Below are 22,483 nucleotides of genomic sequence, written 5' to 3'. Positions count from 1 at the left end.
TTCACATGATTACATTTTATTGGTACCCAAAATGCAGTACATGCCGAAATGCGAAGCGTTGGTTAGAAGAGCACGAGATTCCCTTTGAAGCGATCGATATGGTAGCTACACCGCCTCAACCGGAACAATTGCTGGCTTGGATCCAATCAAGCGAAGCACCGTTAACCCGTTTCTTTAACACAAGCGGCATGAAATACCGTGAATTGCAATTAAAAGAAAAAGTGCCGACCATGACTGCCCAAGACGCAGCCGATGTGCTGGCAACCGAGGGTATGTTGATCAAGCGCCCACTGCTGGTTAGCGGCGACCGCTTTTTGATTAATGGATTTAAAGAAAATGAATATGAAGGAGTCTTACTAGAATCATGGAAAAGAAATGCTTAAGAAAAAAAGATAATTTGTGGGTTTTGTTTAACGGGAAAGAATATTGTGTCGGTTTAACAAAAGAAGCGCAAGAAGAACTTGGTGCGGTCACGTTTGCTTCGATTCAAAAAGCAGGAACTGCTTTAAAACAAGGAGAGACCCTTGTTGAGCTGGAAGCGGAAAAAGCAGTCAGTGAATTTCCAAGTCCATTGACGGGCGTGATTTCTTCCGTAAATGAAAAAATTGATCAATCGATTGATACCTTAAATGATGAAGACGAGATGAACGCTTGGCTAGTCAGCTTCAAAGAGGTTGACCCAAGTCAATTTGAAGCCTTGTAAGTCAAACCTGTAAAAACGACTATTTTTTCAAAAAGAATTGACAGTCGGATAAGACGTTGCTATAATTTGCTCAATAAATGAATGCTTTGAAAAGAAGAGTACATGTTCTTAACGTACACAGAGAGCCCTGTTTGGTGCAAATGGGCAACGGAGAGAGGATGGAAGATGGTCTTTGAGCATGATAGGTGAGTGGAAACAAGCCTATCACGGGAGGCACCCGTTACAGTGCAGCAGTATGCGAAGCAATTCAAGTACTGAGCGAGGCTGTTGATGCGAATCGACAGTAAATCAAGGTGGTAACGCGGAAGTTGTGCTTTCGTCCTTTGTAACAGTATAATGTACAGAGGATGAAAGCTTTTTTTGTGTTTAACCAACCAAAGAGGAAAGATGGGAATAACATGGCATTAATCGAATTGTCGCATGTAAAAAAGTCATTCGGCAAAAAGCAAACGGCTGTCCACGCCGTCAATGATGTTTCACTGCAAGTGGAAAAAGGCGATATCTACGGAATCGTCGGTTACTCTGGTGCTGGGAAAAGTACATTAGTACGTTTGTTGAACGGCCTAGAATTGCCGACAGCGGGAGATGTAGTCATTAACGGTCAAAACATTTTGGCATTGAAAAACAAAGAATTGAGAAACTTCCGCAAAAAAATCGGCATGATTTTTCAGCACTTTAATCTTTTATGGTCTCGAACGGTGGCGGAAAACATTGAATTGCCATTGGAGTTGGCTGGCGTTGAAAAAGCAAAACGCCGTCAACGAGCGCAAGAGCTGATTAAATTAGTTGGGTTGGAAGGACGGGAAAATGCCTATCCGGCACAATTGTCTGGGGGACAAAAGCAAAGAGTCGGGATTGCTCGTGCATTAGCGAATGAACCAGAAATTTTGCTGTGTGATGAAGCAACGAGTGCGTTAGATCCACAAACAACAGAAGAAGTGTTGGATCTCTTGCTTTCCATCAATAAAAAATTGCATTTGACAATCGTCCTGATTACCCATGAAATGAACGTCATTCGCAAAATCTGTAATAAGGTCGCGGTGATGGAGCATGGGCAGATCGTGGAAGAAGGGTCAGTACAATCGGTTTTCCGTAACCCACAGCAGGAAGTGACCAAACGTTTTGTTCAGCAAGATTTGGAGCCAGAAGAAGATGCTGAAGAATTACGGCAAGCCTTCCTACGAGAAAATCCGCAAGGGCATTTAGTGACCTTGACTTTTACACAAGACAACGCCAATGAACCAGTGATTTCACAAGCGATTCGTCGCTTTCAGATCGATGTCAATGTCGTTTACGGAAAGATCCAACAAACCAATGAGGGATCCTTTGGCGGCTTGACGGTTTTATTGACAGGTGAAGCAAGTGAGATCGAAAAAGCGATCGCCTTTTTCAAAGAGCAGCAAGTAGGCGTGGAGGTGATTGAACGTGGATAAGTCATTTGTAGAAACCTATTTTAATTTTGAAAAGGTCGACTGGGCCAATATGCAGCAAGCAACCTTAGACACCTTGTTTATGACTTTCTTCTCCATGGTTTTAGTGGTTGTGATCGGTTTACTTCTAGGATTGGCGCTTTATTCACTAGGGCGTAAACAAACAGCGGGAGCCAACATTTTCTATAACGTGGTTTCCATCATCAGTAACGCCTTTCGTTCAACGCCATTCATGATTTTGATGGTCTTGATCATTCCGTTTACAACATTATTAGTCGGTTCATTCCTAGGGGCAAAAGCAGCGATCCCAGCATTAGTTTTATCGGCGGCACCGTTTTATGCTCGGATGGTGGAAATTGCTTTTCGTGAAGTCAATCCTGGTGTGATTGAAGCAGCGGAAGCGATGGGTGCTAGTTACTGGGAGATCATCTACAAGATCGTGATTCCCGAAAGTGTTCCAGCATTGATTTCAGGACTGACAGTCACAACGATTTCAATGATTGGTTATACTGCCATGGCAGGCGCGATCGGTGCCGGCGGGCTAGGCGCTTTGGCTTGGCAAGAAGGATTTCAACGTGGAAATTACACTGTTACGCTTGTTGCAACAGTGATTATTTTAATTATCGTTTTCATTATCCAAGGAATCGGCGATTTCCTTGCGAAAGCCACCGATAAACGGTAAATGAAACGAAGAACAAAAAGTGGAAAATATGGGAGGAAATGGATATGAAAAAGATTTTTGGTATTGCAACAACCTTATTGTTAACTGCCGCTTTAGCAGCTTGTGGCACAGGCTCAAATTCAGGAAGCTCTGACTCATCTGCGGCTGAGGGAGAATCAACAAAATTAGTGATCGGTGCATCAGTTACGCCTCATGCGGAAATTTTAGAACAAGCCAAACCTTTACTAGCAGAAGAAGGCATTGATCTTGAAATCAAAACCTTCGATGATTATGTGTTGCCAAACAAAGCATTGGAAAATGGCGATATCGATGCCAATTACTTCCAACACATTCCTTACTTGAACAAACAAATCGCAGACAATGGCTATGATTTTGTCAATGCTGGTGCGATCCATATCGAGCCAATGGGTCTTTACTCAAAACGAATCTCTGATATTTCAGAACTAGAAGATGGTGCAACGGTTCTTACTTCCACTTCTGAATCTGACTGGGGTCGTATCCTAACGATCTTACAAGATGCTGACTTGATCACTTTAAAAGACGGCGTTGATACAGAAACGGCAACCTTTGATGATATTGCTGAAAATCCGAAAAACTTAGAATTTAAACATGACGTCGATCCATCTCTTTTGGCGACTGCTTATCAAAACGACGAAGCAGACCTAATTGCCATCAATGCGAACTTCGCATTCGGGATCGATTTGAACCCAGCGGATGATTCTGTTTTATTAGAAGCGGATAATTCGCCTTATGTCAACGTGATCGCTGTCCGCAGTGGTGACGAAGATAGCGACAAAATCAAGAAATTGATCGAAGTGCTGCATTCAGACGAAATCAAAGACTTTGTGGAAGAACAATGGCAAGGTTCAGTGAAAATCGTTGATGCTGACGCAAAATAATTCACTGCCAACTAAATGAACCTCAAAAGAGCGTGTCGCTACTTAAGCGGACGCTCTTTTTTTTGCGGAAAGGCAATGATCGGTTGGAAAAAAGAGAGCTCTTGCCAAATGCATTCATAGAGTAAGGGCAACTCGGGATGCTTTTTTAAGAGTTTTTCGTAATGGGGAAGCTGAGTCAAAAAAGCCTGGACCAAGCGTTGGGAACGTTCAGATAGGCAAGGATTTAGTGGCGGATAGACAAATAAATTGCCTTCCAGTAAGGCGCCCAAAAGATGGGCTTGGAAAATTTTCGACAAAAGCACTTCTAATGGCTGCTGGAGCGGATGCTCCGACAAAATCGGCGTGATGATTCGTCGCAAAAGGAAGGCTTCTTCTGTTGGCACATAAAAAGGCTCCAGTGCTAGCAGTTGTTGCCACAAAAATAAATAGCTGCGTTCACCAACTAAATAAAAACGCGGCACAAAACATGTTGGATAAACTTGCTGAGTAAACGTGGCGGGGGTGTTGGGATAAAAAGCGTTTGCCCGCAACTGATGAATCTGCTTCAGTTCTTGAAACGCTTGATTAGAAGAAAGCGTTGGGCTTGCTAAGAGGGTGAGTCGAAAAATCACATAGCGCAGTTGCCGTTCATTGCCAGTAATCAAAGGAAAACTGCGACGGTCGATCCTTAGACGATAAGGTGCCAAAAAAAAGGAAAAGGACAAAAAGCGCCGATGCAAACTGGAGGGGCTCAGGTAATACCGCTTGTGGAGGTCTGCAAAGGAAATGGTCGGCATTTTTAACAGTAACAAGAGCAACTGATAGTTTGTACTTTTATTAAACAATGCAGCAAGCATTTCTGTATGGGGGAAGTTTTTGCTGGCTAGGGGCTGCTGCAAATCATGAAAGGCACGAATGTGTCCTTGCTGCACATCATAATGGAAGGAAGGGTCCTCGTTTAAACAACTGGACAGTAGCCGACGGATCGTTTTGACGGAAAGATTTTGGTCGGCAGCAGCTTTATTCAAAGGAAGGGGATTTTCGCTCAAGAGCATCGTGGACAGACGCAGCATTTGCATAATATCTTTTTCAAGGATATTTTTCAAAACTAGGCACCTCTTTCAGCTGAATTTTGCAACTGTCCTTATTATAAGGGAACTTCACACGTTATTTTAACATACAAAAAATAGTCAATAAAACGTAATAAAAAACGGGGGATTCATTGGTTGCTTGCTCGAACCTTTTATAATATAGAATTAAATGAGAGGAAGGAATCAAAAAAAACCACCTTTTAAAATAAAAAGGGTGGTTTTTTATGTAAGTATCGTTATAAAAAGAGAAACACGAAGCGCTGTTAACGAGTCTCGCTAGGCAATAAAATCGTTTGCCGCTGCCCATCGTCATACACATAGACTTTTTGGGGATAGAGGTCGGAATAACGGTAAGGCAGATCAACGCCGAGTTCGATTTGACTTTGTGCTTGAGAAAAAAGCAGTGTGACACGACCGTGATTGTTTTGGACTTCAAAGGTGAGCAGATTTGTCAACGGAATAAACCCTTTTAAATCGAGATCGATGATTAACCAAATACTATCGATCAGTTCGCCAGGCAGTGTTTGAACAATCCCGCCAGAAGCGTAGCGGCTGCGGTGATCATCAAATGTTTCAAACATAAAAACCCCTCCTTCAAGTAGGCTTGCCAATAACATCAAATTTGTCTATTTATCATAATGAAGAACCGTCAAAAATGCAACTACTTCTGCTTTTCTTTTTGGTCAGCGACGCATTTTAACTATTTTCTTAAAAATTTGATGGGTTGGCTGGACCAAGCTTTCCCATGACGTCTTTTAGTGGAAAATAGTCAGTTGCAGCTCACCAGCCCTTCGTAAGAATGAAAAAGACTCTTAAAGGAAAAGCCCTTCAAGAGTCTTGCATTTCTTAGAAGTGTCTGTTGATTGAAGACGCGATCTTAAGAACGATGTTCTATGATTATTCTTCGTCTTCACCGATAACTGCTGGTTCAGCAGCTTCGCCAGCTTCTTCATCTTCAGAGATTTCTTGTGGTTCAGTAACCGCAACGATTTGTTCTTCTGGATCGGTCACGATCGTGTACTCGTCGTTCTTAGGCAGATCAGCCACTGTTAATGAATCGCCGATCTCTAATGACGTTACATCGATCTCAACACGTTCAGGCAATTTGTCTGGTGTTGCTGATACAACGACTGTATACAAGTTTTGTGCTAGAACACCACCAGCTTTGACACCAGCAGATTCGCCAATTAAGGTTACTTCTGCTTCTACTTCTGTTTCTTCATTCATATCGACAGATAGGAATTCAACGTGGGTTAAATTGCGTGTGAAGGTATCTGATTGATACTCTTTGATCAGTGTATTGACTTTTTTGCCTTCTAAACTGATCGTGATTACGGTATTCAATCCATTTTCACGCAAGATTTTTTCTAATTCTGCTGCATTGACAGCAATCGGTGTGCTTTCTACTTTGTACCCATTGACAATTGCAGGTACTTTTCCTTCGTGGCGCAACTTGTTCCGTAAAGAACGTGGGCGAACTTCTCTTTTCGTAACTTCTAATGATACTGACATAACTCAATTCCTCCTAAAATTTTCTCGTTAATAACGAGATTTTTTAAGCAAATTTTGTTAACTCTGCACATTAAGTGGTACGTGAGTGAAAACACGCAAAAGGGCAGTTGTGTACACAACTGCCCCAGAAAGTTTTGGTTCAACTTTTCTCCACCAGGTCATAACGCTGTGTATGAGAAACTATATTTACTTTACTCTTTAACCTTACGCAAAAAGACAAAGAAAGTCAAATCATTTGAAATCCTGGCAGTTTCCTTTCATTAGATCCTGAGCTATAATAGCCACTATGGAGAAAAATTTATGCGTTTAGATAAAGTGATCGAGCAACAATTGAATACTTCTCGTAAAGAGATGAAACGGTTGTTTCAGCAAGGAAAAGTCCTCGTGGATCAAAGGATTGAAGGGCGACCTGAGCGCAATGTCGATAGCGCCATCCATCAAATCATCGTTGCGGGTCGGCAGTTGGAGACGCAGGAACGCTATTATATCGTCAACAAGCCCAATGGTGTTGTTACAGCGAATGTTGATCAACAGCACCAGACAGTGATCGATTTGATTGCACCAAAGGACCAGCACCCAGATCTTTATGCCGTCGGTCGATTGGATCGGGACACGGAAGGGTTGGTATTAGTTACGACGAATGGTCAGTTAGGCTATGACTTGCTGCATCCCACGAAAAAGGTGACCAAGCGATATGAAGTGGTGGTCAATGACTTGGTGACTCCTGAAGATGTGGCGGCATTTGCCACAGGGATCACCTTTCATGGTGGTGTCACTTGCAAACCAGCTGCCCTAACGATCATCGATGCCCGAGCGGCTCGTTCCTTTGTTTCGTTAGAAATTGCTGAAGGCAAGTTCCATCAAGTGAAAAAGATGTTTTTAGCCCGAGGGAAAAAAGTCATTCAGCTGAAACGAACAGCGATGGGGTCGCTAGTTCTACCAGATGATTTAGCAGTGGGCAGCTATCGCTCGCTGACGCAAGAAGAATTAAAAGGACTGGCGGCGCATTTCCGCTGAGAAAGAGGGAGAAAATGAAGTATAAAACATTATTATTTGATGTCGATGACACGATCCTCGATTTTCAAGATACCGAAGATCAAGCCTTAAAAGCACTATTTGAAGCTCATGGCTTGGAAATGACCCCAGAGCGCAAACAAAGCTATCAAACGATCAATCATGATTTGTGGCAGCAGTTTGAGCAAGGGAAAATCACGAGAGACCAAGTCATCAATGAGCGTTTCGGTTTGTTTTTTGAAACGCAAGGCATTCAGGTCGATAGTCCAGCAGTTGAATTGGCCTATCGGGAATTTCTAAATGAAGGACATAAACTGTTAGACAACAGTGATGAGATCTTAGCGGAGTTGGCGCAGCATTTTGACCTATACGTGGTGACGAACGGGGTTTCTGAAACCCAATATCGCCGCTTGGAAGATGCCAAATTAAAGCCGTATTTCCGTGATATTTTTGTTTCAGAAGATACAGGGTATCAAAAACCAATGAAAGAATATTTTGACTATGTGTTTGCTCGCATACCAAACGTTAAAAAACAAGAAACAGTCATCATTGGCGATTCACTGACTTCAGATATCTTAGGCGGACAACTGGCAGGGATCGATACGATTTGGTTCAATCCAAAGAAAAAAAACAGTGGTGAGATTCAGCCTACTTATGAGATCGAACGTTTGCAGCAATTACTTCCTTTATTGCAGCACTGATTCTACAGAAACAGTAGTAATTTGCCGAATTTTCGCTATAATAGAACCAGTGTGAATTTTTTAAGATGAAAGAGGTTAATTGAATGACGAATGGCAAGCCCATTATTATTGGTGTGACAGGTGGATCAGGTAGTGGAAAAACAAGCGTGAGTCGGGCGATCTTTAATCATTTCCCCAATCATTCTATTATGATGCTTGAACAAGACTCCTACTATAAAGACCAAAGTGATCTGAGCTTTGAAGAACGGTTGAACACCAACTATGACCATCCTTTTGCATTTGATACTGATTTGTTGATCGATCACTTGCAACAGCTGCTTGCATATCAAACGATCGAAAAACCCGTCTATGATTATGTCGCGCATACCCGCAGCGAAGCAACGATCATTCAAGAACCCAAAGAAGTCATTATCTTGGAAGGGATCTTGATTCTAGAAGATGAGCGATTGCGTAATTTAATGGATATTAAACTTTATGTTGATACAGACGATGATATTCGAATCATTCGCCGAATCAAACGTGACATGGAAGAACGTGGCCGGACATTGGATTCTGTGATCGAACAATACTTGACGGTGGTAAAACCGATGTATCATCAATTCATCGAACCGACCAAACGGTATGCCGATGTCATCGTACCAGAAGGCGGCGAAAACCACGTAGCCATCGATTTGATTACGACCAAAGTAGCGACCTTCTTATCCTAAGTTTTTTTATCCATCAATTGGAATGTTTCTATTTGAAAAGTAACAATTGATTCATGAAAAACTGCTGATAGGCACTCTTTCTTGAGAAATGCTTATCAGCAGTTTTAATTTTATAAAAAACAGTAGTATTCCGACTAGTTTTATGGTAAAGTAATCCTCATGCGACGAGTCGAGAAGGTCTAGCATTAGCTGACCAGATTGATAGCAGAGGCACACCGCGTAAGCAACCTACCGGATTTGTAGGGTGTCGGAATATTCCTTTTGTGGAGATAGGGTATTCTACTAGCAATAGTACTGTGAGTAAAGAAAGCTGTGAACATTTTTGTTCACAGCTTTTTTTTTGTTCATTTAGGTGAGAGAACAGCGATAGATGGTGGAAGACTCTCCCCAAGGATGGTAGCCCGTTCCGATCGGTTCAAAAGCAAATTTCTCATAAAAAGTAGAAAGATCCGTACATAGATACAGAGAATCAAAACCAGCTCCAGCAGCACGTTGCTTGGCTGTTTCGATCAAAAGGCGGGCACCGCCTTGGCCACGCCACAAAGGGTCCACATACAAGGCGCAAAGCCAAGGGGTTAAATCCATCCGACTGATGAAGTCGTTGGGGATCAAGCCACCGCAGCCGATGATTTGATAACGTCCGTCTGCTGCGATTTCTTCGTTGACCAGCAGCAGCCATTGCGGCAAAGGATTTGCTGAAAAACTATGGGTCAGGCTATCCTCATAAACCATGAGGGAGTCGGGACCAGCCCACTGTTTTTGGAAGTAACGAATGGCTTCTGCTAAGTAGTCAGGGTGTTCTTTAAGGGTGATGACCTGCATTTGTTTTTCTCCTTTATCCTTCTTTAGGTAAACGAATCTGAAAAATAACCCCTCGTGGCTGCAAATCTTTGACCTGGATTTGTCCCTTGTGCTCTTCAACGATTTGCTTGGCGATCGCTAAGCCTAAACCATAGCCGCCGGTCTCTTTGGAGCGGGAACGATCCTCGCGGTAGAAGCGGTCAAAGATACGGGCTTTTTCTTCATCGGAAATGGCTGGTCCTGTGTTTTTGACCTCGATCAGCCATTGCTTGTTAGAAATCTCCGATAAGAGGGTGATTTTATCACCACTGCTGGTATATTTTAAGGCATTATCTAGGAGGATCACGAGGACTTGATGGATTTTCTTTTGGTCAAAGCAAGCGGTCGTTTTGGCAAAGTTTTCGACAACAAAGTGTTTTTGATCCAATTCGGCAATTTCTTTGAAAGGTTTGACTAAGTCATCGATAAAAGGAGCTAGCTCGATGGTTTCTTTTGTCAAAAGCAATTGATTGGAATCACTGCGGGCGATCGTCAGCAAATCCGCCGTTAATCCAGTCAGCCGCCGAGTTTCCGCTAACGCTTGGGCGATGCTTTCAGATTCTTCAATGATCGTATGATTGGGCTTGGTAAACAGGCGTTCCAGACTGTTTTGAATGATCGTCAATGGTGTGCGCAGCTCATGGGATGCATTTTCGACAAATTCCTGCTGTTTTTTCCAGGAGGCTAAAATGGGGCGCATGTTCAAGCTGGAAAGCAAATAGCTGATCCCGATCGAAAGAATCCAGAAAAAGATCATCGATAAAATCAAAATCGTTTGGAAATTGTTCATCGCATTTTTGATTTGGTTAGTGTTCGCCAAGACTTGGATATAGCCGACACCAGCATCATTTGTTGGTGCTTTGGTGGTGATCGAACGAAACAAAAGGGTCTCTTCTTCCTCTGACAAGGACTGATCTACCACTGAAAAAGATGTGATACTGTCTAAGTGGCTTGTATCTAAAGATAAACTTGCCAGTTGTGAAAAGCGGCCGCCCAAGGTCTGCTTGTTTAATATCTCACCGTCTTCAGACCAGAGAATCAACTGGGTATTGAAGCGATTGGTCCCAGGGATCTTTGGCATGGCACTATCTGGTGGCAATACCTCTAGATTGGATTGCGAAGCGCTGATCTCTGCTTGGATCAAGCGGGTATCTTTGACTGCTTGTTCCAAAGAAATGTCGGTTTGCCGATAAGCCGATTGGTTGAACAATTGGAGGACGATGGTTCCTAAAAGTAAGAAAACCAACGCAAAGGCACTGACATTTAGGAGAAAGGAGTGCAGCCGTTGTCTCTTAGAGCGTTCTTTATTCATAGACTAGGCTCCTTGCATAATATAGCCGACATTTCGCAACGTACGGATCTCTTTGTCGATCCCTGTCTGGCGCAAGTGTTTCCGCAGATTGCTCATATAGACTTCGACGACAGTCAAGGTCGTTTCTGAATCAAATCCCCAGATGCGATCAAAAATCTGTTCCTTAGTCAAAATAATGTTTCTATTTTGTAGAAAATAAAGCAGCAGCTCAAATTCTTTCCCTTGGATCGGCAAAAGCTGCCCTTGGTAACTGACCTCATTGGTGCCAAGGTTGCACAGCAATCCGTTATATTCCAGGGTATTTTCATTGAACAAACCTACGGAGCGTTTTAGCAACGCTTTGATCCGCATCAATAATTCTTCCCGATAAAAAGGCTTGGTCAAATAATCATCTGCCCCTTTTTGAAAACCAGTCACTTTGTCTTCTAAGCCGTCTTTGGCTGTTAAAATCAGGACGGGTGTTTGGAGTCCTTTTTTTCTTAGGGCAGAAAGCACCTCATAACCGTTCATCTCTGGCATCATCAAGTCGAGAATAATCAAATCATAGATCCCCGTTTCTGCCTCGTATAAGCCTTCACTGCCATCATAGGCTTGTGTGACGTCACCGATCTCGCTGACGATTTCTTTCATATTATCAGATAATGTTTTGTCATCTTCGATCACTAATAGTTTAATCATGTTCCCACCTCTTTAAGGATAAGAATAGCACGAATAGCATAAAAAATGCTTAAAAAAACTGTTTTGCCTTAAGCTGCATTTAAGATAGCTGCCGTAAATTCAGTGCATGGATTTCAAGGGAGGAACATTTTTATGAAATTGAAAAAAGTCTTTCAAAGAAAAGAGACAAAATATTTAATAGCCAAGGAGCAATTTCCTGCATTTCTTGCTGAGCTGCAGCAAAGAATGGCGATCGATGAATATGGGCAGCACACGATTATGTCCTTGTATTACGATACCCACGATTACCGATTTATTCGTCATTCGATGGACAAACCGAAATACAAAGAAAAATTTCGGGTCCGCAGCTATGGCATACCGACAGAGCAGCAGTTGATTTTTTTAGAGATCAAAAAGAAAGTCAATGGCGTGGTCTACAAACGCCGAATCCCGCTGCCCTATGCTGACTATTGCGGCTGGTTGCAAACAGGGGTCTTGCCGTCAATGGCAGAAGCACCGCAAATCGCTGCAGAGATTCACTGGCTATTTAAGCAAAACCCAGACTTGCTGCCGAAAGTGTTGATTGCCTATGATCGCTTGTCGCTGTTTATTGATGATGATAGTGAATTTCGCGTGACATTCGACCAAAACATTCGCTTTCGCACCTATGATCTTATGTTCGGTTCTGGCAGTGAGGGAGCGCTGGTAGCACTTGAAATCGGGGTGTTGATGGAAGTGAAAGCCCTCGGCGCTTATCCATTATGGTTTGTGGAGCTGTTGAACAAATACAGCGTGCGCAAAGGTAGCTTTTCAAAATATGCCCAAACGTATCAACGGCATTTGTTCAAGAAGGAGGAATGGTTACATGTTATCTAGTCTGTTTTCTGGCGATACGAGCACCTTGGAATGGCGTAGCTTATTGATCTGTATCGCCGCCTCATTGCTTTTAGGAATATTGGTAGCGGCGATCCATATGATCCGCAATGTCTACACAAAAAACTTCGTCATTACCTTGGCGGTCTTACCGATCCTCGTTCAATCCGTGATCATGCTAGTCAACGGCAATCTTGGCACAGGTGTGGCGATCTTAGGCGCCTTCAGTTTGATTCGTTTCCGCTCGGTTCCAGGAGGGTCTAGAGAGATCACCAGCGTCTTTTGGTCGATGGGGATCGGTCTGGCAACTGGGATGGGCTACGTCGGCTATGTCGTGATTTTTTCCATCATCGTGGCGCTTTTCTTGACCCTTTTATACACGGTACCCTTTGGCGATCGACAAGCCACGAGTGAACGAGAACTGAAGGTCACGATTCCAGAAGATTTGGATTATCCGCAACTATTCGATGATCTCTTTGAAAAATATACGCATTCTGCCAAACTGACATCGGTTCGAACGACCACGATGGGGAGCTTATATGAGTTGCGTTATCAGTTGCTGTTAAAAGACCAAGCGCAAGAAAAACAAATCATTGATGAAGTTCGGGTTCGTAATGGCAATTTACCCGTTGTTTTAGGCAAGCTCACCGCTAACCGCGATGAGCTGTAGAAGGAGGAACCTCTTATGAAAAAACTCATTTATCCGCTCTTACTCTCATCGCTACTCCTAGGCGCTTGTGGGCAAACCGATAAAACCGATAGTAGTAGCACGAGCAGCAGCTCCAGTTCTGCAGCGGCTGTTTCAGGTTCTGCCGCAGTGACCAACGTTGCAACGACTCTTGATGATGCTACGGACTATTATGGCAGTTACGAAGAAGAAGACGTGGATGCCTCCTACGATGAGGCGACCGCCACGCAACTTGAATTGAATGACGGCGATACGACGGCTGTTGATGGCGTTGCAGTGGAAGACCAAACGGTGACGATCACGCAAGCTGGTACCTATGTCGTCAGCGGTTCCTTAAGTAATGGTCAACTGGTTGTCAACGTCAATAAAGAAGAAAAAGTCCATCTGATCTTTGCGGGTGTCACGATCACCAATGAAGACGGGGCGGCAGTCGTCATCGAACAAGCAGAAAAAGTCATCACGACCTTAGCCAGTGATACGACAAATACTCTGATAGATGGCAGCAGCTACACCTTGGCGGAAGGTGAGACGGAACCAGATGCCGCTTTTTATAGTAAAGAAGATTTGTCCATCAACGGTGATGGAACGTTGGTGATCACAGGAAATTACAGCAACGGGCTGCGCAGCAAAGATGATTTGGTTTTAGCTGCTGGTGGCACGATTGAGATCACAGCGAAAAACAATGCCATCAAAGGAAAAGATTCCGTGTCGATCTTGGCAGGGAACTACACACTGAACACCACTGAAGGAGATGGCATCCAAGCGAATAATTCGGAAGATGCGGAAAAAGGCTACGTTGCGATCGATGGCGGTACCTTTACGATCCAAAGTGGGCGTGATGGCATCCAAGCAGAAACAAATTTAAGCATCCAATCAGCCGATCTCACGATCAAAACGGCTGACGGGGCACAAAGTCAGTCGCTAGTGACGGATGAAAGCTACAAAGGATTGAAAGCTGGCGGTGTGATGACCATCAGCAGCGGTACCTTTGCGATCGATAGTGCAGATGATAGCCTGCATGCCAACGATACCATCAACATCACAGGTGGTACGATCACTGCCAACAGTGGTGACGACGGCATACATGCGGACAATGAATTGACGATCTCCGATGGGACGATTGCTATCGAAGAATCCTATGAAGGACTAGAAGCAAGTGTGATCACGATTGCTGGTGGTACGACACACGTCGTGGCTAGCGATGACGGGATCAATGCCGGTGGCGGCAGTGATACAGAGGAAACCACTGGCCAATTTGGGCAAGACAGCTTTGGTGGCGGTCCTGGCGGTGGCGATACCGCAGATGACAGCAAACAAATCACAATCACTGGTGGGACGTTGGTGGTCGATGCCGAAGGGGATGGCCTGGACAGTAACGGCAATGTCACTATGAGTGATGGGGTCGTCATCGTAAATGGTCCAACGACCGGTGGCAATGGCGCTTTGGATTATAACGGGACGTTTGAAATCACTGGCGGTGTCTTGTTAGCTGCTGGTACGACCGATATGGCCATGAATGTCAGTGGGGGAAGTCAACAGTCGATCGGGATCAGTTTCGATCAAACCCAAGCAGCAGAGACCCTTGTGACCTTAAAGGATAGTCAAGGACAGACGATCTTGTCCTATGCACCAAGTAAAAGCTACCAACATGTGGTTCTTTCTAGCCCAGATTTGACGGATAGCAGCTATACATTGGTCAGTGGGGGAACGAATGATGCGCAAGCTGTTTCTGGTTATTATGCTGGTGGGACCCTTAGTGATGGGACGGAATTAGGAACGTTGCCCGTCACGGAAACGATCGCCAACTTGACCCAATCAGGAGCGACAGCGACAACCAATCAAATGGGCGGCGGCTTTGGCCGTTAGTTGAAGGTTCCTCGATCATTCCCTGGGGGTCATCAATAAAACGTGCAGATCGCAGAAGACAGCTGCGGTCTGTTCCAACGTTTTGAAAAATCAGGGGAAGATTTAAGTTCAATTTAAGCTAAGGTTCTTATAGTCGAAATACAATAATTTGCCATTCAGGAGGAACAAAGATGAATTTTTTGAAACGAGGGCTCCAAAGTTTATGGGCGAAAAAAGGCCGGAGTCTGCTGCTGATCGCCGTATTTTCTGCAATCTTGATTTTTGTATTGGCGGGTTTGACGATTCGCAGTGCAGCGCTAGTAGCGACTGAAAATGCTCAGAAAAGTGTCGGCGCAACCGTGACGTTGCAAGCCAACCGTGAGCAGGCTTTTCAGCAAAGAAGTTCTTCATCTGACAGCGATGACCAGAGTACACGTCCAAATCCAGGGAGTTTTCAATCGACACCTGTAGCGATCACAGATGCCCAAGCAATCGCTGATTTAGACGGGGTTGCTTCATATAGTTTTGAAGTCAGTACCTCGGCTGATGCCGTCAGCGGGATCGAACCGATCTCTAGCAGTGACTCCTCGACAGAGTCAGAAGCAACCGATAGCAGCGAGTCGGGGCAAATGGGCGGTATGCCAGGAGGTATGCCTGGTGGGAGTATGAGTACAGGTGATTTCCAAATCACTGGCGTATCAACCAGTGCGGCGTATACGACTTTTTCGGAAGGAACAGCGACGATCACGGATGGAGAAGGAATTACTTCTGAGGACGAAGGCACAAACCAAGTCTTGATTGAATCCTCACTAGCTGAAGCGAATGATTTAGCGGTCGGAGATACGTTTTCAATCACTGATGCAGAGGACAATGAAGTAGAAGTGACGGTCAAAGGAATCTATGAAACGAGTGAAGTTGGCAACAGCATGAGCCAAATGTTTAACTTTCTCAACCCAGCCAACACGATCATTGCCTCTTATACCCTTGCCAATACGTTGAGCGGCAATGAGGACACCATTGATTCAGCAACCTATACCTTGAGTGATCCGTCTGAAATGACGGCATTCGTGGAAGAAGCAGAAGGATTGATCGATACAGAAACCTATAGCATCCAAACCAATGATCAGATGTATCAATCGATGCTGACACCGTTGAATAATGTCGCGAGCTTTGCCAAAAATATTATTGTGTTAGTTGCTGCTGCCGGTATCATTATTTTGACGTTGATCGTGATGATGTCGATTCGGGAACGTCGCTATGAGATTGGCGTATTGCTCTCTTTAGGCGAGTCACGAGCCAAAGTGATCCTACAGTTTTTCACAGAGATTTTTGTCTGCATGGTATTTGCTTTAGGGATCGCGGCCGCTAGCGGCAATCTTGTCGGTAATGCCGTCGGAGAGCAATTATTGGCACAGCAAACCGAAACGACGACGGATGAGGCAGCTGCTGAAAACGCTGGACCTGGAGGCGGAGAGATGCCGCAAATGGGCGGTAACCGTGGCGGTTCTTTCCCATCCTTCACCCAATCAGCAGAAGTGGAGTCCTTAGAAATTACCGTTTCCCCTCAACAAATTGGTCTATTGGCATTACTCGGTCTAGGGATCAGCTTTGGCTCGATCTTACTCTCGTCGGCGGGCATTTTGCGGCTGAACCCGAAAAAAATCTTGGTTTCTTAGGAGGAACGACATGACATTACGAACAGAACAATTAGGCTATTGGTATCAAAGCGAAGCAGAAGCCCTGTTTCGTGGCGTTGACTTGACCTTCGAGCCTGGCAAGATGTATGCGATCTTAGGTTCCAGCGGATCGGGGAAAACGACCTTCCTGTCGCTGATCACAGGCCTAGATACCCCGAAAGAAGGAAAGATTTTCTACAACGAAGAAACGTTAGCAAAAATCGGGCTGCGGGAGTACCGCCGCAAAGATGTGTCCATCGTGTTCCAAGCCTATAATCTATTGCCTTATCTGTCGGCATTGGACAATGTGGTGACAGCGATGGCGATCGCGAAGTCGCAGCAAGCCGATAAAAAGGCCTACGCTTTAGCAAACTTAGCCAAAGTTGGCATCACGGAAGAGCTGGCACTGAAAAAAGTGACCCAATTATCGGGTGGGCAGCAGCAGCGGGTGGCGATCGTTCGCGCATTGTGCTGTGAGCATGAGCTGATCGTAGCGGATGAACCGACTGGAAACTTGGATGAAACGACGTCCAAAGAGATCGTCAAACTGTTTCAAGAAATTGCTCATGAGCAAAAAAAATGTATTATCTTAGTGACCCATGAGCAAGAAGTAGCCAAGGCTTGCGATGTCGTTTATGAGCTAAAAGAGCGAGCCTTTTCTAAAGTTGAAGGATAAGCTTTGCTTAGGGTAGCTGCTAGTTATTAGGGCGGAGGCAGTTGCTCTTCTTGAGGCTTTAAATACATCCTCAAGGAAACGGCTGTAAAGTCTGCTTGCATCTTCGCCTTGCTCCTCTTACAATAGAAGTAATTGTAAACGAAGAAACTTGTGAGGGGAGTGTGGAGATGCGGCTTTTTATTGACGGCGATGGATCGCCAGTGAAAAACGAAGTGATTGAGCTGGCTCAGCAATATCAGCTGCCGGTGGTGATCGTCACCAGTGTCGATCATTACACGACCAAAGATTATCCTGCCCATGTTCACTTTGTCTATGTCGACAAAGGCTCGGATCGTGCGGATTATGAAATCGTGAAGGAAATAGAGCCCGGTGATTTTCTTGTTACCCAAGATTATGGGTTAGCCTCTTTGGTCTTGCCGAAAAAAGCGCGGGTTTTTCACCATAACGGCACAGAGTATTTGCCAGAAACGATCGATTTTTTACTTGGACAACGCTACTTAGGTGCGCAGATGCGTAAAGCAGGCAAGCGTACAAAAGGACCGAAGCCCTTTACGAAAGAGGATCGGGAAGCCTTCAAACGAATCTTTGAAAACGAATTGCGACAGACCCTTGCAAAATAAGCACCCTCAAGACCCAGCTTCTGCATGAACCACGGGAATTGAAGGTGCTTATTTATTTCTTGCGAAAACGATCATAGAAGTATTTGCTGACTAAAGCCACGATCGCGAAAAATGCTAAGGTATATCCGAAGATTCCCATCTGATGGACGAAGGCTCCTTGTTGCGGGCTGGCGACCACCAATAAGGAAGAGCCAAGGATGACCGCAGCTAGAATAATACCGATCACCAGTCGATTGACCATCTGATCAAAGCGGTCCAATAGCTGTTTTTGTTCGCGGATCTCTAGATTCAATCGGTGTTTACCAGTCGCAAAAGTGTCTAAGACAGCCAAGGTCCGATCGGGAAGATGGCTAAGTGCCCGCAAGCTTTTTGCGGTTGCCAAGGCGCTTTTTTTCACCTCGTCTTCAATACTCAGCTGCTGTAGGAAATATTTTTGTGCAAAAGGCTGAGTGACTTCCATCATTGATAATTCGGGATCTAAGGCTTTGATCACACCTTCCAAGGTACCAAAAGCCTTGATCAGCAAGGTGATGTCTCGATGCATCTGCAGTTGGTTATCATGGCAGATCGTGATGACTTCCGCCATCACTTTTTGCAAGTCGATATCCTTTAGCGGCATATTATAGTAGTTTTCAACAAATTTTTGCAGGTCTTGGTAGAAGGCGACTTCGTCAAAGGAACTGCCGCTGCTGTTGCACAACCGCAAGACGGCTTTACCGACTTCTTGGGTGTCTTGGGTATAAAGAGCAATCAACGCATCGGCTAAACGGCTGCGTAAAGACTGATCCAAATGACCCATCATCCCAAAGTCCAAGAAAATCACTTGGTAAGGCGGCATGACAGCTTCTTCTTGCCATTTCAACGAATAATCGACCCCGCCGAGGACACCGACGCGCTGCTTGACTTGAAATGGTTGTGGGCGGTTGGCTTGATCCGTGAAGACATGCAAGAAAAGATTGCCAGGATGCGGATCAGCGTGAAAGAAGCCATCTTCAAAGACTTGTTTCATAAAGTTTTCGACTAATAGCGTCCCCACTTGTTTTTTCACGGCTTTCACGGACTGATTGTCATATACGATGTCTTGATTTTTGCGGGTCAGTAAGCAATTCAAGCTTTCACCTGCCATGTAATCCATGACTAATACTTTTTGGGTACACCATTCGGGATAAACTTTTGGCAATGCCAACTGCGGATCTTGGTGATTGTTGCGGTAGAATTCCTGTGCGTTTTTCATCTCTTGCAAAAAATTCGTTTCATTGGCAAGTGATCGTCGGACTTCGCTTAGCACGCTTTTTAAATCCACCACATTGGCTTCTGGAATTGCGCGAACCAACGGCAGGGCTTTTTCAAAAAGATCGAGATCCACTTGAATTGCCGCAATGATCCCTGGATGCTGTACTTTGACGATCACTTCTTTGCCGCTGAGCAAGTTTGCTCGATGGGCTTGTCCGATGGAAGCTGAGGCGACTGGAATTTCATCAAAAGCGGAAAAAACTTCCGTTAGCGGTTGCTGCAGTTCTGCTTCCAGCAGTGCTTTGACCTTGGGAAATGGATCACTTTTGACATTGTCCTGCAGCTGCTTGAATTCATCGACAAAGGTGCTGGAAAGTAGATCATTGCGGACCGAAAGCATCTGCCCGATTTTGATAAATGTTGGTCCTAATTCTTCAAACGCTTGACGCACCATTTCGGGGTGCTGCTGTTTGCTGATATTTTGAACGACTTTGTATTTCAAAAAGACTTGAACGATTTGTTTTAATCGTCCTTTTCTAGAAGGAGCGGTTTGTTCTGTCATAGGTCCCACCTCTTTAAACGTGCCGTGATATATTCATAGTACTGACAAAATGAAAAACATTCAACTAACGACTGTGTAAGCTTAAAGAAATTTCTGCAAGATTTAATGCCGGTTGGTCGATTTTGTGCTAAAATGTGGAAGACTTAGTTTGGTAGAATCAATGAATACAGGAGGAAATTCTTTTGAAAATCATTTTATTATACGGGGGACGCAGTGCAGAACATGAGGTATCACTGTTATCCGCTTTTTCAGTTGTTAATGCTGTATATTATAATTACTACCAAGTTCAATTAGTAATGATCACCAAAGAAGGACGCTGGTTAAAAGGCCCATTATTGACTGAGGCGCCAACGTCTCCAGATACTTTGGCATTGACCAATGAAGAAACCAAAGGGGAAGAAATTACACCTGGGGCAATCTACGAAGAAGACGCGATCGTCTTTCCTTTACTTCACGGACCAAACGGCGAAGACGGCACGATCCAAGGGTTTTTAGAAACCATCGGAATGCCTTATGTCGGAGCCGGTGTCTTGACTAGTGCCTGTGGGATGGACAAAATCATGACCAAGTATATCTTGCAAGCTGCGGGGATTCCGCAAGTTCCCTATGTACCAGTCTTGAAAAATGCGTGGAAAGAAAATCCGAAAAAGATTTTCGATCAATGTGAAGGCAGTCTGCTTTATCCAATGTTTGTCAAACCTGCCAACATGGGCTCAAGTGTCGGTATCTCGAAAGCCGAGAACCGTGAAGAACTGCAAAATGCGCTACAAGAAGCGTATCGCTACGATACCCGAGCGATCGTTGAACAAGGAATCGAAGCCCGTGAGATCGAAGTAGCCGTTCTTGGAAACGAAGACGTTCGGACCACAATGCCGGGAGAAATCGTAAAAGATGTTGCCTTTTATGATTACAATTCCAAATACATTGACAACCGAATCGAGATGCAGATTCCTGCACAAATTCCAGAAGAAACACAAGCCAAAGCTCAAGAGTTTGCGAAAAAAGCCTATACGATGTTAGGCGGCAGCGGATTGAGCCGTTGTGATTTCTTTTTGACCAATAAAAATGAGCTCTTTTTAAATGAGCTGAACACGATGCCAGGGTTCACTGAATTCAGCATGTACCCACTGCTATGGGAGAAGACCGGCTTGCCTTATGGGGATTTGATCGAAGAATTGATCCAATTAGGGATGAATCGTTTCAATCAAAGACGTTCGTTCTTGACCAATGTAGAAGCAACAGAAAACGAAGCAGAATAAATAGCAGGAAGAAAGCCAGCTCAACTCAAGGAAAATACTTGAAGCGATCTTGTGCTTTCTTTTTTTAGGAAAAAGGAGCGAACCTGATGAATTTTACTGTAAAAGAAGCCGCTGCCGTATTTGGTCAGCAAATTGAAAATGAAACGCCACTTGCCTCTGTGGAATTCGACAGCCGTCTGATCAAAGAAAACAGTCTCTTTGTTCCCTTAGCGGGGACCCGTGACGGACATGAATTTGCCCAACAAGCCAAAGACAATGGGGCGATCGCCACACTGTGGAGCCACCCTACGATCGAACCGCCGCAAGACATCCTTGTGATTCCTGTCACGGATACCGTCAAAGCGTTTCAACAATTGGCACGAGCGTATAAAGAAAAGCTTGCACCGAAAATCATCGGTATTACTGGAAGTAACGGGAAAACGACCACCAAAGATATGGTGGAAGCGGTCATGACCCAAAAGTACCAGACCTATAAAACCCAAGGCAACCACAACAATGAACTAGGCGTGCCTTTGACTATCTTGCATGCGCCAGAAGATACCCAAGTGTTGATTTTAGAAATGGGAATGGATCATGCAGGTGAAATCGAAGTCCTTTCGCGCTTAGCAGAACCTGACGCTGCTGCTATCACGTTGATAGGCGAAGCCCACATTGAAAACTTAGGGTCCAGAGAAGGGATCGCCAAAGCCAAAATGGAGATCACCGCAGGATTGAAAAAAGACGGCTTCTTTATGATGCCAGCTGATGAACCATTGTTAGAGCCCTTTGTTCCCAATTTAACGCAGACCATTGAAACTTTTGGCTTAACTGAGGGAGATCTACAAGGAGACATCGTGGAGGAATCGCAAGATCAGACGATTTTTACGGTAGCAGGTACGACCTTTACCTTACCGGTCTTAGGCGGCTATAATGTCAAAAATGCCTTGATCGCGATTGGGATAGGACGTCATTTTGGTGTAGCAGATGAAGCGATCAAGGAAGGCTTGGCGCATTTTCAATTGACGAAAAATCGGACCCAATGGGTGACTGCTGGTAATGGGGCAGCGATTTTGAGCGATATTTACAATGCCAATCCGACGGCCATGGGTCTGGTATTGGATAGCTTCCGCAAATTGCCTTTAGCAGGACGACGGATCGCCGTATTGGCAGATATGCTTGAATTAGGACCAGATTCTGCACAAATGCACGAGCAGATGGCCGCACACTTGGATGATTCGTTCCAGCTAGTTTTCCTTTATGGCAAAGAAATGCAGGCATTGCAAAAACGACTAGCGAACACTGCCCTTGCTGACAAGGTGCGCTATTTTGCGATTGATGAAAAACCACAGCTGATCGCCTCCTTAATAGAAACTTTAGAACCTTCCGATAGCCTAGTGATCAAAGGCAGCAATGGCATGGGCCTGAGTGAAGTCGTTGATGCACTAAAAGGAATGTAAAAGGGAGTTGAAATCTTGCTGAAACTTTCAAAGCGTGTTATACTTATCTAACGCCGAAAGATGAAGCACAGAATGATTACTGTAAAAA

At 44.5% G+C, this 22,483-nt stretch carries 23 protein-coding genes and 1 other annotated feature; of the genes, 16 read left to right on the top strand and 7 right to left on the bottom strand.

Annotated elements, in window-relative coordinates:
• Window positions 1–5 precede the first annotated feature (5 nt).
• The 5 genes from ACTW1R_RS14505 (at window position 6) to ACTW1R_RS14485 (ending at window position 3,714) form a co-directional block, all read left to right on the top strand.
• A complete protein-coding gene (locus tag ACTW1R_RS14505; protein ID WP_005227914.1) occupies window positions 6–383 on the top strand; it encodes an arsenate reductase family protein in 378 nt (125 codons plus the stop codon).
• On the top strand, window positions 365–703 hold the full coding sequence (locus tag ACTW1R_RS14500; protein WP_010749086.1) for a glycine cleavage system H family protein: 339 nt from the start codon (window positions 365–367) through the stop codon (window positions 701–703). The genes ACTW1R_RS14505 and ACTW1R_RS14500 overlap by 19 nt, the downstream gene beginning before the upstream one ends.
• Before the next feature lie 77 nt (window positions 704–780).
• Window positions 781–1,030 (top strand) — a binding site (T-box leader).
• 71 nt (window positions 1,031–1,101) lie between these two features.
• A complete protein-coding gene (locus tag ACTW1R_RS14495; RefSeq protein WP_005227918.1) occupies window positions 1,102–2,136 on the top strand; it encodes a methionine ABC transporter ATP-binding protein in 1,035 nt (344 codons plus the stop codon).
• Complete coding sequence (locus ACTW1R_RS14490; protein WP_005227919.1) at window positions 2,129–2,815, top strand: methionine ABC transporter permease; 687 nt, start codon at window positions 2,129–2,131, stop codon at window positions 2,813–2,815. Before ACTW1R_RS14495 ends, ACTW1R_RS14490 begins: the two co-directional genes overlap by 8 nt.
• A gap of 44 nt (window positions 2,816–2,859) precedes the next feature.
• Window positions 2,860–3,714 carry a MetQ/NlpA family ABC transporter substrate-binding protein gene (locus ACTW1R_RS14485; RefSeq protein ID WP_010749087.1) on the top strand — a complete coding sequence of 285 codons (855 nt, stop codon included), beginning with the start codon at window positions 2,860–2,862 and terminating at the stop codon, window positions 3,712–3,714.
• A gap of 38 nt (window positions 3,715–3,752) precedes the next feature.
• Here the strand turns inward: ACTW1R_RS14485 and ACTW1R_RS14480 are convergent, their stop codons facing one another.
• From ACTW1R_RS14480 to ACTW1R_RS14470, 3 genes are all read right to left on the bottom strand, one after another.
• Complete coding sequence (locus ACTW1R_RS14480) at window positions 3,753–4,799, bottom strand: helix-turn-helix domain-containing protein (protein WP_005227921.1); 1,047 nt, start codon at window positions 4,797–4,799, stop codon at window positions 3,753–3,755.
• 248 nt (window positions 4,800–5,047) lie between these two features.
• Window positions 5,048–5,365: a DUF960 domain-containing protein gene (locus ACTW1R_RS14475; protein ID WP_005227922.1), complete on the bottom strand. Its 318-nt coding sequence runs from the start codon at window positions 5,363–5,365 to the stop codon at window positions 5,048–5,050.
• A 316-nt stretch (window positions 5,366–5,681) separates the two neighbouring features.
• Entirely contained in the window at window positions 5,682–6,296 is a 615-nt protein-coding gene (locus tag ACTW1R_RS14470; RefSeq protein ID WP_005227923.1) for a 50S ribosomal protein L25/general stress protein Ctc, read from the bottom strand.
• A 300-nt stretch (window positions 6,297–6,596) separates the two neighbouring features.
• Here ACTW1R_RS14470 and ACTW1R_RS14465 point away from each other — a divergent pair, with 300 nt between their 5' ends.
• The 3 genes from ACTW1R_RS14465 (at window position 6,597) to udk (ending at window position 8,718) form a co-directional block, all read left to right on the top strand.
• Complete coding sequence (locus ACTW1R_RS14465) at window positions 6,597–7,313, top strand: 16S rRNA pseudouridine(516) synthase (protein WP_005227924.1); 717 nt, start codon at window positions 6,597–6,599, stop codon at window positions 7,311–7,313.
• Between the two features lie 14 nt (window positions 7,314–7,327).
• A complete protein-coding gene (locus ACTW1R_RS14460; RefSeq protein ID WP_016609901.1) occupies window positions 7,328–8,011 on the top strand; it encodes a YjjG family noncanonical pyrimidine nucleotidase in 684 nt (227 codons plus the stop codon).
• A gap of 83 nt (window positions 8,012–8,094) precedes the next feature.
• Complete coding sequence (udk, locus tag ACTW1R_RS14455; RefSeq protein WP_005227927.1) at window positions 8,095–8,718, top strand: uridine kinase; 624 nt, start codon at window positions 8,095–8,097, stop codon at window positions 8,716–8,718.
• A gap of 348 nt (window positions 8,719–9,066) precedes the next feature.
• Here the strand turns inward: udk and ACTW1R_RS14450 are convergent, their stop codons facing one another.
• The 3 genes from ACTW1R_RS14450 to ACTW1R_RS14440 are packed head-to-tail and all read right to left on the bottom strand — an operon-like array spanning window position 9,067 to window position 11,548.
• Window positions 9,067–9,540 carry a GNAT family N-acetyltransferase gene (locus tag ACTW1R_RS14450; protein ID WP_005227930.1) on the bottom strand — a complete coding sequence of 158 codons (474 nt, stop codon included), beginning with the start codon at window positions 9,538–9,540 and terminating at the stop codon, window positions 9,067–9,069.
• Between the two features lie 13 nt (window positions 9,541–9,553).
• Window positions 9,554–10,870, bottom strand: a complete 1,317-nt coding sequence (locus ACTW1R_RS14445) for a sensor histidine kinase (RefSeq protein ID WP_005227932.1) — start codon at window positions 10,868–10,870, stop codon at window positions 9,554–9,556.
• 3 nt (window positions 10,871–10,873) lie between these two features.
• A complete protein-coding gene (locus ACTW1R_RS14440; RefSeq protein ID WP_167821418.1) occupies window positions 10,874–11,548 on the bottom strand; it encodes a response regulator transcription factor in 675 nt (224 codons plus the stop codon).
• 132 nt (window positions 11,549–11,680) lie between these two features.
• Here ACTW1R_RS14440 and ACTW1R_RS14435 point away from each other — a divergent pair, with 132 nt between their 5' ends.
• The 6 genes from ACTW1R_RS14435 to ACTW1R_RS14410 all read left to right on the top strand — a co-directional run bounded on the left by ACTW1R_RS14435 (window position 11,681) and on the right by ACTW1R_RS14410 (window position 17,905).
• Window positions 11,681–12,403, top strand: a complete 723-nt coding sequence (locus tag ACTW1R_RS14435) for a polyphosphate polymerase domain-containing protein (RefSeq protein WP_489927307.1) — start codon at window positions 11,681–11,683, stop codon at window positions 12,401–12,403.
• Window positions 12,393–13,070 (top strand): DUF4956 domain-containing protein, encoded by a 678-nt coding sequence (locus ACTW1R_RS14430; protein ID WP_005227945.1) that lies wholly within the window; start codon window positions 12,393–12,395, stop codon window positions 13,068–13,070. Before ACTW1R_RS14435 ends, ACTW1R_RS14430 begins: the two co-directional genes overlap by 11 nt.
• A 15-nt stretch (window positions 13,071–13,085) precedes the next feature.
• Window positions 13,086–14,954 (top strand): carbohydrate-binding domain-containing protein, encoded by a 1,869-nt coding sequence (locus ACTW1R_RS14425; RefSeq protein ID WP_005227946.1) that lies wholly within the window; start codon window positions 13,086–13,088, stop codon window positions 14,952–14,954.
• A gap of 170 nt (window positions 14,955–15,124) precedes the next feature.
• Window positions 15,125–16,609 (top strand): ABC transporter permease, encoded by a 1,485-nt coding sequence (locus ACTW1R_RS14420; protein WP_167821419.1) that lies wholly within the window; start codon window positions 15,125–15,127, stop codon window positions 16,607–16,609.
• A gap of 10 nt (window positions 16,610–16,619) precedes the next feature.
• The gene (locus ACTW1R_RS14415; RefSeq protein ID WP_016609898.1) at window positions 16,620–17,285 is read left to right on the top strand and encodes an ABC transporter ATP-binding protein; all 666 of its coding nucleotides are present in this window, start codon (window positions 16,620–16,622) and stop codon (window positions 17,283–17,285) included.
• A 167-nt stretch (window positions 17,286–17,452) separates the two neighbouring features.
• The gene (locus ACTW1R_RS14410) at window positions 17,453–17,905 is read left to right on the top strand and encodes a YaiI/YqxD family protein (protein WP_015510428.1); all 453 of its coding nucleotides are present in this window, start codon (window positions 17,453–17,455) and stop codon (window positions 17,903–17,905) included.
• A gap of 52 nt (window positions 17,906–17,957) precedes the next feature.
• On the opposite strand, the gene ACTW1R_RS14405 is transcribed toward ACTW1R_RS14410, so the two are convergent.
• The gene (locus ACTW1R_RS14405; protein WP_015510427.1) at window positions 17,958–19,700 is read right to left on the bottom strand and encodes an ABC1 kinase family protein; all 1,743 of its coding nucleotides are present in this window, start codon (window positions 19,698–19,700) and stop codon (window positions 17,958–17,960) included.
• A gap of 182 nt (window positions 19,701–19,882) precedes the next feature.
• Here ACTW1R_RS14405 and ACTW1R_RS14400 point away from each other — a divergent pair, with 182 nt between their 5' ends.
• Window positions 19,883–20,959 (top strand): D-alanine--D-alanine ligase, encoded by a 1,077-nt coding sequence (locus ACTW1R_RS14400; protein WP_005227954.1) that lies wholly within the window; start codon window positions 19,883–19,885, stop codon window positions 20,957–20,959.
• A gap of 86 nt (window positions 20,960–21,045) precedes the next feature.
• Window positions 21,046–22,395, top strand: coding sequence for a UDP-N-acetylmuramoyl-tripeptide--D-alanyl-D-alanine ligase (locus tag ACTW1R_RS14395; protein WP_087628032.1), 1,350 nt, complete (start codon window positions 21,046–21,048; stop codon window positions 22,393–22,395).
• The last annotated feature ends 88 nt before the right edge of the window (window positions 22,396–22,483 follow it).

The sequence above is a fragment of the Enterococcus sp. R12 genome, from assembly GCF_058135755.1.
The sequence above is the reverse complement of the archived record's forward strand: the minus strand, read 5'-3'. Positions and strand labels throughout refer to the sequence as shown.

Coding starts and splice junctions, on each gene's coding strand:
- ACTW1R_RS14505 (WP_005227914.1), top strand. CDS start 6: ATGATTACATTTTATTGGTACCCAAAATGCAGTACATGCCGAAATGCG.
- ACTW1R_RS14500 (WP_010749086.1), top strand. CDS start 365: ATGGAAAAGAAATGCTTAAGAAAAAAAGATAATTTGTGGGTTTTGTTT.
- ACTW1R_RS14495 (WP_005227918.1), top strand. CDS start 1,102: ATGGCATTAATCGAATTGTCGCATGTAAAAAAGTCATTCGGCAAAAAG.
- ACTW1R_RS14485 (WP_010749087.1), top strand. CDS start 2,860: ATGAAAAAGATTTTTGGTATTGCAACAACCTTATTGTTAACTGCCGCT.
- ACTW1R_RS14475 (WP_005227922.1), bottom strand. CDS start 5,365: ATGTTTGAAACATTTGATGATCACCGCAGCCGCTACGCTTCTGGCGGG.
- ACTW1R_RS14470 (WP_005227923.1), bottom strand. CDS start 6,296: ATGTCAGTATCATTAGAAGTTACGAAAAGAGAAGTTCGCCCACGTTCT.
- ACTW1R_RS14465 (WP_005227924.1), top strand. CDS start 6,597: ATGCGTTTAGATAAAGTGATCGAGCAACAATTGAATACTTCTCGTAAA.
- ACTW1R_RS14460 (WP_016609901.1), top strand. CDS start 7,328: ATGAAGTATAAAACATTATTATTTGATGTCGATGACACGATCCTCGAT.
- udk (WP_005227927.1), top strand. CDS start 8,095: ATGACGAATGGCAAGCCCATTATTATTGGTGTGACAGGTGGATCAGGT.
- ACTW1R_RS14450 (WP_005227930.1), bottom strand. CDS start 9,540: ATGCAGGTCATCACCCTTAAAGAACACCCTGACTACTTAGCAGAAGCC.
- ACTW1R_RS14445 (WP_005227932.1), bottom strand. CDS start 10,870: ATGAATAAAGAACGCTCTAAGAGACAACGGCTGCACTCCTTTCTCCTA.
- ACTW1R_RS14440 (WP_167821418.1), bottom strand. CDS start 11,548: ATGATTAAACTATTAGTGATCGAAGATGACAAAACATTATCTGATAAT.
- ACTW1R_RS14435 (WP_489927307.1), top strand. CDS start 11,681: ATGAAATTGAAAAAAGTCTTTCAAAGAAAAGAGACAAAATATTTAATA.
- ACTW1R_RS14430 (WP_005227945.1), top strand. CDS start 12,393: ATGTTATCTAGTCTGTTTTCTGGCGATACGAGCACCTTGGAATGGCGT.
- ACTW1R_RS14425 (WP_005227946.1), top strand. CDS start 13,086: ATGAAAAAACTCATTTATCCGCTCTTACTCTCATCGCTACTCCTAGGC.
- ACTW1R_RS14420 (WP_167821419.1), top strand. CDS start 15,125: ATGAATTTTTTGAAACGAGGGCTCCAAAGTTTATGGGCGAAAAAAGGC.
- ACTW1R_RS14415 (WP_016609898.1), top strand. CDS start 16,620: ATGACATTACGAACAGAACAATTAGGCTATTGGTATCAAAGCGAAGCA.
- ACTW1R_RS14410 (WP_015510428.1), top strand. CDS start 17,453: ATGCGGCTTTTTATTGACGGCGATGGATCGCCAGTGAAAAACGAAGTG.
- ACTW1R_RS14405 (WP_015510427.1), bottom strand. CDS start 19,700: ATGACAGAACAAACCGCTCCTTCTAGAAAAGGACGATTAAAACAAATC.
- ACTW1R_RS14395 (WP_087628032.1), top strand. CDS start 21,046: ATGAATTTTACTGTAAAAGAAGCCGCTGCCGTATTTGGTCAGCAAATT.